The following is a 12558-nucleotide window of genomic DNA, read 5'->3' as shown; positions in this document are numbered from 1 at the left end:
CTTGGAGGATCCAATGAAAATTGCGAAAGACACTGTCGTTTCGGTCGCTTACAAGCTATCGGATGCGCAAGGCAATCTGATCGAGGAGAGCGACGAGCCGATGGTCTATCTGCACGGCGGCTATGATGGCACGTTCCCCAAGATCGAGGAAGCGCTCGACGGTCACGAGGCGGGCTATGAAACGCTCATTCAACTCGAGCCGCAGGATGCATTCGGCGAGTACGATCCCGAGCTCGTGAAGGTCGAAGAGCGCAGCCGTTTTCCGGAGCCGCTGGAAGTCGGCATGCAGTTCGAAGGCACGCCCGAAGACGGCGATGACGATATCGACTCGCTCATCTACACCGTGACCGACGTCGCCGAAGACAAAGTGGTGCTCGACGGCAATCATCCGCTCGCCGGCATGGCGCTGCGTTTCGCGCTGTCGGTGCAGGAAGTGCGCACGGCGACGGACGACGAAATCGAACATCAGCACGCGCACGGCGCGGACGGCCTGCATGTCGTCGATGACGACGAGGACGATGACGACGCACCGCCCAAGGACGCAGGTCCGACGCTGCACTGAGCGCGTCGGCCGATGAAGAAAGCGCAGCTACGGCTGCGCTTTTTTATTGCCCGTTCGTCGCGCCGGTCCCGTTCTGCACGCCCGACGCGGGCACGGGATAGATCGGCGGCAGGTCGGATGCCGGCAGGGGCATCGACGGCGGCGCCGGCAGCGACTCGGGCAGGTCGTTACGCGGCAACGCGGGCGGCGCTGATGCGGGCATCGTCGGCTGAGGCGCGGGGTAGGGAGCCGGATAGGATGCAGCTGGCGTCTCTGGTGGCGCGACCGGTTCACGCGTGCGCGTGTCCTTCACATTCACATTCACATCGCGCACGCGCAGACGAAACGGCGGATGCCACTGCGCATCGCTCTGCACTTCGAGCCATTGCGATTGCGGCTTCTTGAACGCAATCGCGACGCGCGTGAGATTCGTAACGATCAAGCCCTTGTCGTTGCGCAAAGGTTGATCGATGTGAAAGCCGTTCGGCTCGGGCGCATCCGTGCCGTGAATCACGATCACGGGCCCGCGAAAACTTTCGGCCGCTTTCACGAGGCTGCGTTTCAATTCGAGAAAGCCATCGCGCGGCTGGTTCGTGCGCGAGAAGCGCAGCCACGCGAAGCGCTCGCGCCGTTCGTAGCGCGAAAAATCGGGATCGCCCTGCAGCAGGATGACGAGCGCGCGCATCTCGGAACGTCGCGCCGATTCCGCCGCGTGTTCGAGCCAGAATGTTGTCGCGACGGCGCGATCCTCGAACTCGCCGTTGCGCCCGCCCGCGGTCAGATAGTGATTGTTCGGACTCGGTGCATTCAGCCCGATGAACGCGACGCCTTGCGCCTGCCAGCGCACGATTTCCCGGAAGGTCCGAAAGCGCGCGACATCGCTTTCGCGCGAGAGCGTAAGCGGGTTCTGCCCGAGCGACCCGGCATCGGCGAAAAAGAGCTGGCGCACGAAGTCGAGCCGCTCGACCGGATCGTAGGCACCCGCATGCGCGAGTCCGCAATCCGCCCAGTCGTGCTGGCCGAGCAGCAGCACGAGCGGCGTGCGCGACGCGTCGAGCAGATCGTGCCGCGACTGATAGACGCTGTCGCGGCACGGTTCGGCGCCGTCCTTCAAATTGCCGTCGTAGACGATGAACGCGATGTTGGGGTCGCGCCCGATCGCGTCGAGCATGCGGCGCACGGGCGCTTCGTCGGCGGGGCGGGAAATGGCGCCGGACAGAACCGCGAAGCCGAGCGGCGCGCTGCTCTCGGCGCGCGCCTGCGCGATCGTGCCGCACGCGAGTGCGGCGCCGATCGCCATGACGCGCGTCAAACGTGTCGCGGCACGCGCAACGCGCGAAGTGTCACGCTCAACGCGAGGCATCCGGCGCAAGCTTCGCCAGTTCATGCAGTTCGTAGAGCAGATCGAGCGCCTCACGCGGCCGCAGATCGTTCGGATCGAGCGCGCGCAGTTTTTCCATCACCGGATGTTCAGGCGCTTCCTTCGCTGGCGCTTCATCTTCATAAGGCGTGTAAGGCTGGCTCGCGAACAGGTCGAATTGCGCGGCGGGCTGGCTGATCGACTGCTGCTCCAAATGGACGAGATGCTTGCGCGCCGCGCGGATCACGGCGCCTGGCACGCCGGCGAGCTGCGCGACCTGCAGACCGTAGCTCTGATTGGCCGGACCTTCGCTCACCGCGTGCAGGAACACGATGCCGTGATCGTGCTCCACCGCCGACAGATGCACGTTGGCCGCCTGCGCAAATTCCGCGGGCAACTGCGTGAGCTCGAAGTAATGCGTGGCGAAGAGCGTGTAGCAGGCGTTGTGCGTGAGCAGATGCCGCGCGATCGCCCATGCGAGCGCGAGGCCGTCGAAGGTCGACGTGCCGCGTCCGATCTCATCCATCAAGACAAGGCTCGACGCGGTCGCGTCGTTGAGAATCGCCGCTGCCTCCGTCATCTCGACCATGAAGGTCGAACGTCCGCCCGCGAGATCGTCGGCGGCGCCGATGCGCGTGAAGATGCGATCCAGCGCGCCGAAACGCGCGCGCTTTGCGGGCACGTAACTGCCGACGTGCGCCATCAGCGCGATCAGCGCGGTCTGACGCATGAAGGTCGATTTACCGCCCATATTCGGGCCGGTGATGAGCAACAGCTTGCGGTCCTGGCTGAGACAACAGTCGTTGGCGATGAACTGCTCGACCTGCGCCTCGACGACGGGATGCCGGCCCTGTTCGATATCGATGCCCGCGTCGGCGCTGAATTCCGGTGCGACCCAGTCGAGCGCGCGGGCGCGTTCGGCAAACGCGCACAGCAGATCGAGTTCCGCGAGCGTGCTTGCGACGCGCTGACAATCCGCGATGAAGGGCAACAGGTTCTGCAAGAGCGCGTCGTACAGCGCGCGTTCGCGGGCGAGGGCGCGTTCCTGCGCGGAAAGCGCCTTGTCTTCGAACGCCTTCAGTTCGGGCGTAATGTAGCGCTCGGCGTTCTTGAGCGTCTGACGGCGGCGATAGTCGTCGGGCACCTTGTCGGTCTGCCCGCGCGTGACCTCGATATAGAAGCCGTGCACCTTGTTGTACTCGACACGCAGATTCGCGATGCCGGTGCGCGTGCGCTCGCGCGCTTCGAGATCGATCAGGAACTGATCGCAGTTCTCCGAAATATCGCGCAATTCGTCGAGATCGGGATCGTAGCCGCGCGCGATCACACCGCCGTCGCGAATCAGCGCGGCGGGTTCCGCTGCGATGGCGTTCGTCAGCAGATCGAGACATTCGTGCGGCGGTTCAAGCCCGGCGTCGATGCGCTCGAGCGCCGGCGCATGCGTGGCGACTGCGGCGACGAGGGCGCGCAGATCGGGCAGCGCGGCGAAGGTATCGCGCAGGCTCGACAGATCGCGCGGACGCGCCGACAGCAACGCGAGACGGCCCGTGATGCGCTCGATGTCCGAAATCTTGCGCAGCGCGCCGCGCAGCGTGTCGAGGCCGCCGCTCGTGGGCGCGTCGAGCAATGCGCCGATCGCCTGCTGGCGCGCCTGAGCGATCGACGCATCGCGCGGCGGATGATGCAGCCAGTGGCGCAACAGGCGGCTGCCCATCGTCGTACAGCAAGTGTCGAGCAGCGAGAACAGCGTCGGCGATTCGGTGCCGCGCAGTGTTTCGGTGAGTTCGAGATTGCGTCGCGTGGCCGGATCGAGCCCGATGTACTCCGATTCGTATTCGACTTTCAGACTGCGCACGTGGCGCAACTGCTGGCCTTGCGTGGCGGCGGCATAGAGCAGCAGCGCGCCGGCCGCACCGCACGCGCAGGTGAGCGTTTGCGCGCCGAAACCGTCGAGGCTCGCGACATCGAGTTGCTCTCGCAAGCGCTGCGTGCCCGAGCCGACGTCGAAGTGCCACGCCGGCACGCGCGTGGTCGCGCCGGGATGCGTCACGCCGAGCGACGCCTGAACGTCGGTGATCGAATCGGCGATGAGCGTTTCCGCCGGACGAATGCGCTCGAGCGCCGCGCTGACCTGATTCGGCGCGACTTCCGCGAGACGCAATGCGCCGCTCGCGAGATTGAGCCACGCGAGGCCGACGCTCGTCACCACGCCGCGACGGTTGTGCGCGGGGCAGAGCGCCAGCAGATAGACATCGCTCTTATCGGAGAGCAGGGCTGCGTCGGTGAGCGTGCCCGGTGTGACGACGCGCACGACCTTGCGCTCGACCGGACCTTTAGATGTCGCCGGATCGCCGATCTGCTCGCAGATCGCCACCGATTCGCCCAGCTTCACGAGCTTCGCGAGATATTGTTCGCATGCGTGATGCGGCACGCCCGCCATCCTGATCGGATTGCCGCCCGATGCGCCGCGCTGTGTGAGCGTGAGATCGAGCAGACGCGCGGCTTTCTCGGCGTCGTCGAAGAAAAGCTCGTAGAAATCGCCCATCCGGTAGAAAACGAGCGTGCCGGGATGCTCCGCCTTGATGCGCAGATACTGCTGCATCATCGGCGTGTGCTGCGACAGGTCCGCGAGCGGCGCGGCGGTGTCTGGTGAGGTGTCGGGAGTTGCCGTTTGAGTGCCCATCTTGCGTGCTTTGAAGGCCAGAATGACTAAACGGCCGGGCGCGACGTGCGCCGGCCGTCGTTCAGCCGATAGAGCAGGAGTTTAACCTGTCGCGAGATGACGGCGAGTCGGCCGAATGGCCAACGAGATGTGTCTAGTCGATGTGCATCGCCTGCGCGAACGCCGCCGCCGGCACGGACGCGATGCCGTGCCGGCGGCGATTTCCGATGACGCCGGAGCGCGTCACGCGCGCCCGGCGAGATATCCGACGAGCAATGCGAGACCCGCCACCGCGCCGAGCGTGTGCCACGGCTTGTCGTGAACGAACTCGTCGGCGTAACCGGCTGCGTCGTTCAGCCTGCCGGTGAGCGCCGTGCCCGCGCCGTTCATCTGCGAACGGGCGGTCTTGAGGCGCGATTGCAGTTCCTTGCGCAGCTTGTCGGCATCGACGTCCCTTGCGCCGGAGATCGAGCTTTCCAGATCATCGAGCAGGCTGCGCAACTGGCTGCTCGCCGAATCGACCGCGTCGCTCGCACCACGCACCGCGCGCTGGCCGACATCGGCTGCGCCATTGATCTTGCTGTCGAGCGTCGAACGTGTGAACAATCCCATTTCCATGCTCCTTTATTGACGTTTGCCGAGAAATGAATATCGCCGGGTCCGTCCGCGATGCGCCATGCGGATGCCCGCGATCGGCCGCGCCGGGCCGTACATGGCGTTACGACCCGACCCCGCCGCCGGCGTTCCTCCCATGGTTTCCTCGTGAGCCGGCGCCGGGGCATGAACCCAGAATACACCGTTCACCGTGGAGCAAGGTTCATTCCTCGACGAGCGCGACGAGATCGGTTTCGCGCTCGTTGTGCGTGTGGCGGCGCATCGCCAGCGCCATCATCAGGCACACGAAGACGCCGAACACGACGATGATCCACTGCACCGGCACCTTCTCCGTCAACAGCAAGGCGTAAGCGCCGAGCATTGCGAGCACGGCGAGATTCTGGTTGAAGTTCTGCACCGCGATGGAATGTCCGGCCGACAGCAGCGTCGCGCCGCGATGCTGCAGGATCGCGTTCATCGGCACGATGAAAAAGCCCGACAGGCCGCCGAGCGCGATCATCAGCGGATAGGCCATCAGGATGTACGCCGGCGCGAAGAGCGGACCGATATGCAGGCCCGCGCCGGCCGGAAAGAGGTCCTTGTTGTAGAACGCCATCGCGACCGCGACCGCGCCGATCAGCACGCCGACCGGCAGCACTTTCAGCGACTGGCGCAGCACGATCCACGCGGACGCCGCCGCCGCGCCGAGCGCGATGCCCACGCCCGTCACGCCCTGCAGCACGGCGGCTTTGGAGAGCGACAGGCCGAGGTTCGCATCGGCCCATTTCAGCACGAGCAATTGCAGCGTGACGGCCGCGCCCCAGAGCAGCGTCGTGACCCACAGCGCGATCTGCGCGAGCTTGTCCTTCCACAGCACCATGAAGCAGCGCGAGAAATCGTGGACGAGCTTCGTCGGTTCGTTCAGCAGATTCGGATAGCGCGCGCCGGTATCGGGGATGAATACGTTGATGACGGCCGCCGACGCGTAGATCACCATCACGGCGAAGAGCGCGGCGTGCGCGGCGCTGCTCACGAACGGCAGATGCGCGTGCTCGACCCAGCGCCCGACGACCTGGCTCACGAGCGCGCCGCCGATCACGGTGCCGAGAATCGTCGAGCCGACCGTCGCCGATTCGAGCCACGCGTTCGCCGCGATCAGCTTTTGCGGCGGCAAGAGCTCGGTGAGAATGCCGTATTTCGCGGGCGAATAGGCCGCCGCGCCGAGGCCGACGACGCCATACGCGATCATCGGATGCACGCCCGCGATCATCATCGCGCAGCCGGCCGCCTTGAGCGCGTTCGACGTGAACATGACGTGGCGCTTCTGGATCGCATCGGCGAATGCGCCGACGAATGGCGCGAGCAGAACATACGAAATCGTGAAGAAGATCTGCAACAGCGGCGTGACCCACGGCGCGGAATGCACGACGGCGAGCATGGCGATCGCCGCGATCAGGAGCGCATTGTCGGCGAGCGACGAAACGAACTGCGCGGCGATGATCGTATAGAAGCCTTTCTTCATGAGCGGGAATGACGTGGGGCGCGGCGCGCGGCGTGAGAGCGGGGCAGGCGGAAGAAAGCGCGCATCGCCGTTGCCGGAACGAGGGCAAAGCTTGCACTGTAACGGAGCCCTGCATTCGGTGCAGAGCAGGCGGCGCGCCCGGGATGCGGAAGAGGTAAAACAAAAGGGGCGCAAGACGCGCCCCCTCGATGCGGCTTATTCGCCGGTCAGGCGCGTGCGCGAGTACATGTCGAGGATCTTGACCATCTGCGCGTAGACCTTCGGATTGGCGGCGACGATTTCGTTTCTGAACAGGAAATCCGATTCGCCGGTGTAGTTGCCGACGAGTCCGCCCGCTTCGGTCACGATGAGGCTGCCCGCCGCCACATCCCACGGATGGATGCCTTGCTCGAAGAAGCCGTCGAGACGGCCGGCCGCGACGTTCGCGAGATCCAGCGCCGCCGCGCCCGGACGGCGCAGCCCTGCGCACGACAGCGTCATTTCGCTGAAGAGGCGCATATAGGCGTTCAGACCCTGGCCGTCGCGGAACGGGAAGCCGGTGCCGATCAGCGCATCCGACAGACGGTCGAGCTTGCCCACGCGAATGCGTCGCTCGTTCAGATACGCGCCGCGGCCGCGCGATGCGGTGAAGAGGTCGTTGCGCGTCGGATCGTAGATGACCGCCTGCTGCACGACGCCCTTGTGCGCGAGCGCGATCGACACGCAGTAGTACGGAAAGCCGTGGATGAAGTTGGTGGTGCCGTCGAGCGGATCGATGATCCACTGAAACTCCGACTCGCGATCCGTCGCGCCGGATTCTTCGGCGAGGATCGAGTGATCGGGATAGGCGGTGTGCAGCGTCTCGATGATCGCGGCTTCGGACGCCTTGTCGACTTCCGTCACGAAGTCGTTGTGCTGTTTCTTGCTGACCTGGAGACGATCCAGATCGAGCGACGCGCGGTTGATGATCTGTCCGGCGCGGCGGGCGGCCTTGACAGCGATATTGAGCATCGGATGCATGAGCGAAATCCTCTGACCGCCCAGCAGCTTCGTGTGGACGGGAAAATTGGCGACAACGACTATGTCGACGAAAGACGAATTGAATAAGAGCGGGGCGTTCGCGCGAAGGTTCTTTGGAAGCCATGCAAGAACCGTTCGCCGCGCGCGAAGGCGCCATTTTACCCGAAAGTGGCCGCGCGGTTCCGGCGCATGGCCAAAGCGCGTTAACATATCGGGTCGCACTTTCTTCAAAATTCAGCACGAACCGCGCCTTGGAACCCAACGAACTTTCCGCGCCCGCCGGCGGCTTCACGTCGACGCGCTTCATCCTGGTCGAGCCGAGTCATCCGGGCAATGTCGGCGCGGCCGCCCGCGCGCTCAAGACGATGGGCTTCGCGCGCCTCGTCCTCGTCGCGCCGCGCGTGACCGACGTCAAGAACGAGCCCGAAGCCATCGCGATGGCCTCCGGCGCCGACGACGTGCTCGCGTCCGCGCATGTCGTCGACACGCTCGCCGATGCGCTCGTCGGCGTGCGCTGGTCGGTCGCGCTGACCGCGCGTATGCGCGAATACGGGCCGCCGCAGATGCCGCCGCGCGCGCTCGCCGAACGCGCGCATGAATTCGTGCGCCACGGCGATATCGCGCTCGTGTTCGGCAACGAGCGCACCGGGCTTTCCAACGCGGACGTCGAAAGATGCAGCGCGCTCGCACATATTCCGGCCAATCCCGCCTACAGCTCGCTCAATCTCGCGCAGGCCGTGCAGGTGCTCGCGTATGAACTACGCGTCGCGTTCCAGACGTCCGCGAGCCCGCTTGCCGTGGTGGAATCGGCGGGGCAGAGCGCATCGAGCGATGAAATCGAAGGCATGTACGCGCATCTCGAAGACGCGCTCGTCGCGCTCGATTTTCTCGATCCGGCCAATCCGAAGAAGCTGATGTCGCGCGTGCGGCGGATGTTCGCGCGTTCCGGGCTCGAGCGCGAAGAAGTGAATATTCTGCGCGGCATCGCGAAGCACATCCTCCTTCGGACGAAAAAGGACTGACCGCGCTGGCGTCGGGGGCATCGGGCAGACTGCGCGCGCTCGTCCTACAATCGGCGAAAAACGGCGAACGCCGATAAGCTTTGCGCGATTCGTGCAAAGCACTCGTCCCCCTTTCAGAGACATCGCCATGTTCGACCGACTTCGCGAAGACATCGCCGCCATCCGCGAGCGCGATCCCGCCGCCCGCAGCGCCTGGGAAGTCGTCACCTGTTATCCGGGGCTGCACGCGATCGTCCTGCATCGCATCGCGAACGCGTGCTGGCGCGGACAGTGGCGCTGGCTCGCGCGGTTCGTGTCGCAGATCGGGCGCTTTCTCACCGGCATCGAAATTCATCCGGGCGCGACGCTCGGACGGCGCGTGTTCATCGATCACGGCATGGGCGTCGTGATCGGCGAGACGGCCGAAATCGGCGACGACTGCACGATCTATCAGGGCGTGACGCTCGGCGGCACGTCGCTCACGCGCGGCGCGAAACGTCATCCGACGCTCGGGCGCGGCGTGATCGTCGGTGCGGGCGCGAAGGTGCTCGGCGGTTTCACGGTCGGCGCGGATGCGAAGATCGGCTCGAATGCGGTCGTCGTGAAGCCGGTGCCGGCGGGCGGTACGGCGGTGGGCAATCCGGCGCGCATCGTGATGCCGGCCGTCGCGAAGAAGCCATCCGATGAAACCGCGAAGAGCGGCTTTTGCGCTTACGGCATTACGCCGAACGCGGACGATCCCGTGTCGCTCGCGATCCACGGGCTGATCGATCACGCGTCGACGCAGACGCAGCGCATCGACGACATCGTCGCGGCGCTCGAACGGCTCGGCGCGCGCGTGGAAGCGCTCAACGCCGTCGATGGCGCCGCGCTCGTCGATCTCAAGCGCCTGTGCACGTCGATGGATGGCAAGGCCGCGGACGAGCGCGCCGCGTCGCTCGAACGCGCGAGTTAAAGCGGCAGCGGGCGCACGCCTTCTTCATCGACGCGCAGATAGCCGCCGCGCGGCGGGTCCGCGTCGAGTTCCCAGTCGGGCAGAACCCAGCGCACGCCTGCGACTTCGCGATGCATCGCCGGACGATGCGTGTGGCCGTGAATCAGCGTGTTCGTGCGGCTATTGATGAAGAGTTCCGCGACCGCTTTCTTCGTCACGTCGTACTTCGCCTTGACGCCGGTGGTCACGCGCGCGCCCTCGCTTTTCGAGCGCATGCGCTGGCCGATGCCCAGGCGCGTGTCGAGCGGCAACGCCAGAAAGAGCCGTTGCGCGAGCTTGTTGCGCGCGAACGAGCGAAAGGCTTGATAGGCGCGATCGGCGGTGCACAGGCCATCGCCGTGGGCGAGCACGATGCGCTTGCCGAACGCGGTGATGACGAACGGATCGGGCAGCGGCAGCGCGCCTGCATCTTTCATGAAGCGCTTGCCCAGCAGGAAATCGCGATTGCCGTGCATCACATATAGGCCGATGCCGCGTTCCGAGAGCGTATGCATGAGGCGCGTCATGCGGCGCGCGAAGCTGGCGCGCGGGTCGGTTGGCGGGCCGTCGAGAATGTCGTCGCCGATCCAGAACTCGAACAGGTCGCCGAGGATGAAGACCGAATCGGCATCGTTCGCCGTGACCTCGATGAAATGCTCGAAGGCCGCAACGGTTTTCGGAATCGCTTCGGAGAGATGCAGATCGCCAATGAAAAACAGCGGGCGCGCGTTTTTCGCTGTGCCCGCTGCTTCGCGATCGAATGAAGTCTTCGTATCGATCATGCAATGACCGTGATCAGACCACGACGGCCTTCTCGATCACCACGTCGTCGACCGGAACGTCCTGGTGGAAGCCCTTCGAGCCGGTCTTCACCTTCTTGATCTTCTCGACCACGTCCATGCCTTCGACGACCTTGCCGAACACGGTGTAGCCCCAGCCTTGCGGCGTCGGCGACGAGTGGTTCAGGAAGTCGTTGTCCTTCACGTTGATGAAGAACTGTGCAGTCGCCGAATGCGGGTCGTTCGTGCGCGCCATCGCGATCGAGCCGTTTTCGTTCTTGAGGCCGTTGTTGGCTTCGTTGTCGATCGGCGCATCGGTCGGCTTCTGCTTCATGCCCGGCTCGAAGCCGCCGCCCTGGATCATGAAGCCATCGATCACGCGATGGAACACGGTGTTGTCGTAATGACCCTTCTTCACGTAGTTGAGGAAGTTCTCGACCGTCTTCGGGGCCTTGTCGGCGTCCAGTTCAATCTTGATGACGCCGTGGTTCGTATGCAGTTCGACCATGATGATGTTCTCTCCATTGTGTTTGATTGAGCCCTGGCGCAGCGCGCGCCAGGTCAGCGACAGGCGCTTACGGATTACTGCGGGACCACGGTGGCCGACTCGATCACGGTCGGCTTTTGCGGCACGTCCTGCATCGGGCCGCGCGTGGTGGTCGGGCTGCCTTCGATCTTCTTCACGACGTCCATGCCCGCGACGACCTTGCCGAACACGGCGTAGCCGTTGCCGTCCGGGCTCGGATAGTCGAGACCCGCATTATCGACGGTATTGATGAAGAACTGCGCGGTGGCCGAATTCGGATCGCTCGTGCGCGCCATCGCGAGCGTGCCGGTGGCGTTCTTCAGACCGTTCTTGCTTTCGAGCGGAATCGGCGCGCGCGTCGGCTTCTCGGCGAAGCTCGTGCTATAGCCGCCGCCCTGGATCATGAAGCCCGGAATCACACGATGAAAGATCGTGCCGCTGTACTGACCGGACTTCACGTAGTCGAGAAAGTTCGCGACCGTCTTCGGCGCTTTCTCGGGATACAGCTCGACCTTGATGTCGCCTTGCGTGGTCTTGAAGAGCACGGTGGGGTGCGCGGCCTGCGCGTTCGGCTGCGCTAACGCAGGCGTGGTCGCGATCAGGGCAGCGCTCGACAGCGCCAACATCAGGAATTTCATGAAGGATCGATCCTCGTGTGGTGAATGCAAACAGTCGGCCGCGAATGCGCCTGCTTATGGCTGCGCTTGCGGCGCGACGTATGGCGTGGCCGGCAGCGGGCTCGTCGGGCCGCCGAACGGCGCGTAATCGTCGGGACCGGGCATCGTCTGCGAGGCGGCTCCGGATGCCGGCGCCCATTCGTCCGCGGCCGGACTTGGCGCAATTGCCGCGCCCGTTCCCGATGCGCCTTCTGCCGCGCCCGCGCGCTTCTTCGGCGGGTTGTAGATGTTCTGAATCGCCGTGATGCGCTGGCGCGTGAGCGGACTCTTCGAGCCGAGCGATTGCGCGCGCTTGTACGACTCGCTCGCGAGACGAAGATAAAGATCGCCCAGGTTGTCATAGGCGAGCGCGTAGCCTGGATTCGCCTTGACCGCGGTTTCGAGCGCGACGCGCGCATCCTCGTAGCGGCCCTTCTTCGCGTAGAGCGCGGCGAGGTTGTTGTACGGCTCCGGCAATTCTGGATAGGCCTGCGTGAGCTCGGTGAAGGCGGCGATGGCTTCGTCGTCGCGATTCAGGCGCGCGAGCACGGTGGCGCGCTTGAACTTTGCCTGCACGTCGCGCGGGTTGCTCGCGATGCGCGCATCGAGTTGTGTTAGCGCGGCGTTCCAGTCCTTGCCCGCGATGGCCGAATCGATCTGCGGCGTGTCGTCGCGAGTTGCGGTCGAGGTCTGCGCGAGCGCGGCCCCGGACATGCCGACACATGCGAAGCCGAGCGCCGCGATGGCGAGCGTCCGGGAAACGAGCCGGCAAGAGAGTTGCAGAGGCGTGCGCGCGTGGCGATGAGTCACTTGGAATCGAGTCAATGAATGAGGCGGCGAAAGAAGCCGTGGAAGCGGCGAAAGGGACGGCGAGCGCCCGAGCACGCGAAGGCGTGCGAGCACTGGAGAACGAGCGGAAATGCCCGATGCGGCGTCGTGTCCGGC

12 protein-coding genes are annotated in these 12558 nt (G+C 64.9%); 3 read left to right on the top strand and 9 right to left on the bottom strand.

Annotation, left to right across the window (positions count from 1 at the left end; translation table 11 throughout):
- Positions 1-13: 13 nt before the first annotated feature.
- A complete protein-coding gene (locus tag NCS67_RS08130; protein WP_008341850.1) occupies positions 14-562 on the top strand; it encodes an FKBP-type peptidyl-prolyl cis-trans isomerase in 549 nt (182 codons plus the stop codon).
- Between the two features lie 43 nt (positions 563-605).
- Here NCS67_RS08130 and NCS67_RS08125 read toward each other — a convergent pair whose 3' ends face one another.
- The 5 genes from NCS67_RS08125 to NCS67_RS08105 all read right to left on the bottom strand — a co-directional run bounded on the left by NCS67_RS08125 (position 606) and on the right by NCS67_RS08105 (position 7678).
- Positions 606-1841 (bottom strand): hypothetical protein, encoded by a 1236-nt coding sequence (locus tag NCS67_RS08125; RefSeq protein WP_250434901.1) that lies wholly within the window; start codon positions 1839-1841, stop codon positions 606-608.
- A gap of 49 nt (positions 1842-1890) precedes the next feature.
- Positions 1891-4584, bottom strand: coding sequence for a DNA mismatch repair protein MutS (mutS, locus tag NCS67_RS08120; protein WP_502801852.1), 2694 nt, complete (start codon positions 4582-4584; stop codon positions 1891-1893).
- Positions 4585-4806: 222 nt separating this feature from the next.
- Positions 4807-5175: an ElaB/YgaM/YqjD family protein gene (locus NCS67_RS08115; RefSeq protein WP_008341847.1), complete on the bottom strand. Its 369-nt coding sequence runs from the start codon at positions 5173-5175 to the stop codon at positions 4807-4809.
- A gap of 205 nt (positions 5176-5380) precedes the next feature.
- A complete protein-coding gene (lplT, locus tag NCS67_RS08110) occupies positions 5381-6679 on the bottom strand; it encodes a lysophospholipid transporter LplT (protein WP_250434900.1) in 1299 nt (432 codons plus the stop codon).
- Positions 6680-6874: 195 nt separating this feature from the next.
- A complete protein-coding gene (locus NCS67_RS08105; protein ID WP_008341842.1) occupies positions 6875-7678 on the bottom strand; it encodes an inositol monophosphatase family protein in 804 nt (267 codons plus the stop codon).
- A 122-nt stretch (positions 7679-7800) separates the two neighbouring features.
- Here NCS67_RS08105 and NCS67_RS08100 point away from each other — a divergent pair, with 122 nt between their 5' ends.
- Together NCS67_RS08100 and cysE are read left to right on the top strand one after the other, a co-directional pair.
- Positions 7801-8700 (top strand): RNA methyltransferase, encoded by a 900-nt coding sequence (locus NCS67_RS08100; protein ID WP_244807423.1) that lies wholly within the window; start codon positions 7801-7803, stop codon positions 8698-8700.
- Positions 8701-8827: 127 nt separating this feature from the next.
- The gene (cysE, locus tag NCS67_RS08095; RefSeq protein ID WP_250434899.1) at positions 8828-9634 is read left to right on the top strand and encodes a serine O-acetyltransferase; all 807 of its coding nucleotides are present in this window, start codon (positions 8828-8830) and stop codon (positions 9632-9634) included.
- On the opposite strand, the gene NCS67_RS08090 is transcribed toward cysE, so the two are convergent.
- The 4 genes from NCS67_RS08090 to NCS67_RS08075 all read right to left on the bottom strand — a co-directional run bounded on the left by NCS67_RS08090 (position 9631) and on the right by NCS67_RS08075 (position 12327).
- Positions 9631-10434 carry a UDP-2,3-diacylglucosamine diphosphatase gene (locus NCS67_RS08090; RefSeq protein ID WP_250434898.1) on the bottom strand — a complete coding sequence of 268 codons (804 nt, stop codon included), beginning with the start codon at positions 10432-10434 and terminating at the stop codon, positions 9631-9633. The genes cysE and NCS67_RS08090 overlap by 4 nt on opposite strands.
- Before the next feature lie 13 nt (positions 10435-10447).
- Positions 10448-10939 carry a peptidylprolyl isomerase gene (locus NCS67_RS08085; RefSeq protein WP_008341836.1) on the bottom strand — a complete coding sequence of 164 codons (492 nt, stop codon included), beginning with the start codon at positions 10937-10939 and terminating at the stop codon, positions 10448-10450.
- A 74-nt stretch (positions 10940-11013) separates the two neighbouring features.
- Positions 11014-11595, bottom strand: coding sequence for a peptidylprolyl isomerase (locus NCS67_RS08080; RefSeq protein ID WP_008341835.1), 582 nt, complete (start codon positions 11593-11595; stop codon positions 11014-11016).
- 54 nt (positions 11596-11649) lie between these two features.
- Complete coding sequence (locus NCS67_RS08075; RefSeq protein WP_175982736.1) at positions 11650-12327, bottom strand: tetratricopeptide repeat protein; 678 nt, start codon at positions 12325-12327, stop codon at positions 11650-11652.
- Between the last annotated feature and the right edge of the window lie 231 nt (positions 12328-12558).

It is taken from the genome of Caballeronia sp. ATUFL_F2_KS9A (assembly GCF_023630765.1).
Taxonomy (GTDB): Bacteria; Pseudomonadota; Gammaproteobacteria; order Burkholderiales; family Burkholderiaceae; genus Caballeronia; species Caballeronia zhejiangensis.
This window is presented reverse-complemented; position numbering and strand designations above follow the sequence as displayed.

Excerpts from the sequence above, each read along its gene's own strand:
- NCS67_RS08130 (WP_008341850.1), top strand. The coding sequence starts at position 14 with ATGAAAATTGCGAAAGACACTGTCGTTTCGGTCGCTTACAAGCTATCG.
- NCS67_RS08125 (WP_250434901.1), bottom strand. The coding sequence starts at position 1,841 with ATGGCGATCGGCGCCGCACTCGCGTGCGGCACGATCGCGCAGGCGCGC.
- mutS (WP_502801852.1), bottom strand. The coding sequence starts at position 4,584 with ATGGGCACTCAAACGGCAACTCCCGACACCTCACCAGACACCGCCGCG.
- NCS67_RS08115 (WP_008341847.1), bottom strand. The coding sequence starts at position 5,175 with ATGGGATTGTTCACACGTTCGACGCTCGACAGCAAGATCAATGGCGCA.
- lplT (WP_250434900.1), bottom strand. The coding sequence starts at position 6,679 with ATGAAGAAAGGCTTCTATACGATCATCGCCGCGCAGTTCGTTTCGTCG.
- NCS67_RS08105 (WP_008341842.1), bottom strand. The coding sequence starts at position 7,678 with ATGCATCCGATGCTCAATATCGCTGTCAAGGCCGCCCGCCGCGCCGGA.
- NCS67_RS08100 (WP_244807423.1), top strand. The coding sequence starts at position 7,801 with ATGCAAGAACCGTTCGCCGCGCGCGAAGGCGCCATTTTACCCGAAAGT.
- cysE (WP_250434899.1), top strand. The coding sequence starts at position 8,828 with ATGTTCGACCGACTTCGCGAAGACATCGCCGCCATCCGCGAGCGCGAT.
- NCS67_RS08090 (WP_250434898.1), bottom strand. The coding sequence starts at position 10,434 with ATGATCGATACGAAGACTTCATTCGATCGCGAAGCAGCGGGCACAGCG.
- NCS67_RS08085 (WP_008341836.1), bottom strand. The coding sequence starts at position 10,939 with ATGGTCGAACTGCATACGAACCACGGCGTCATCAAGATTGAACTGGAC.
- NCS67_RS08080 (WP_008341835.1), bottom strand. The coding sequence starts at position 11,595 with ATGAAATTCCTGATGTTGGCGCTGTCGAGCGCTGCCCTGATCGCGACC.
- NCS67_RS08075 (WP_175982736.1), bottom strand. The coding sequence starts at position 12,327 with ATGTCCGGGGCCGCGCTCGCGCAGACCTCGACCGCAACTCGCGACGAC.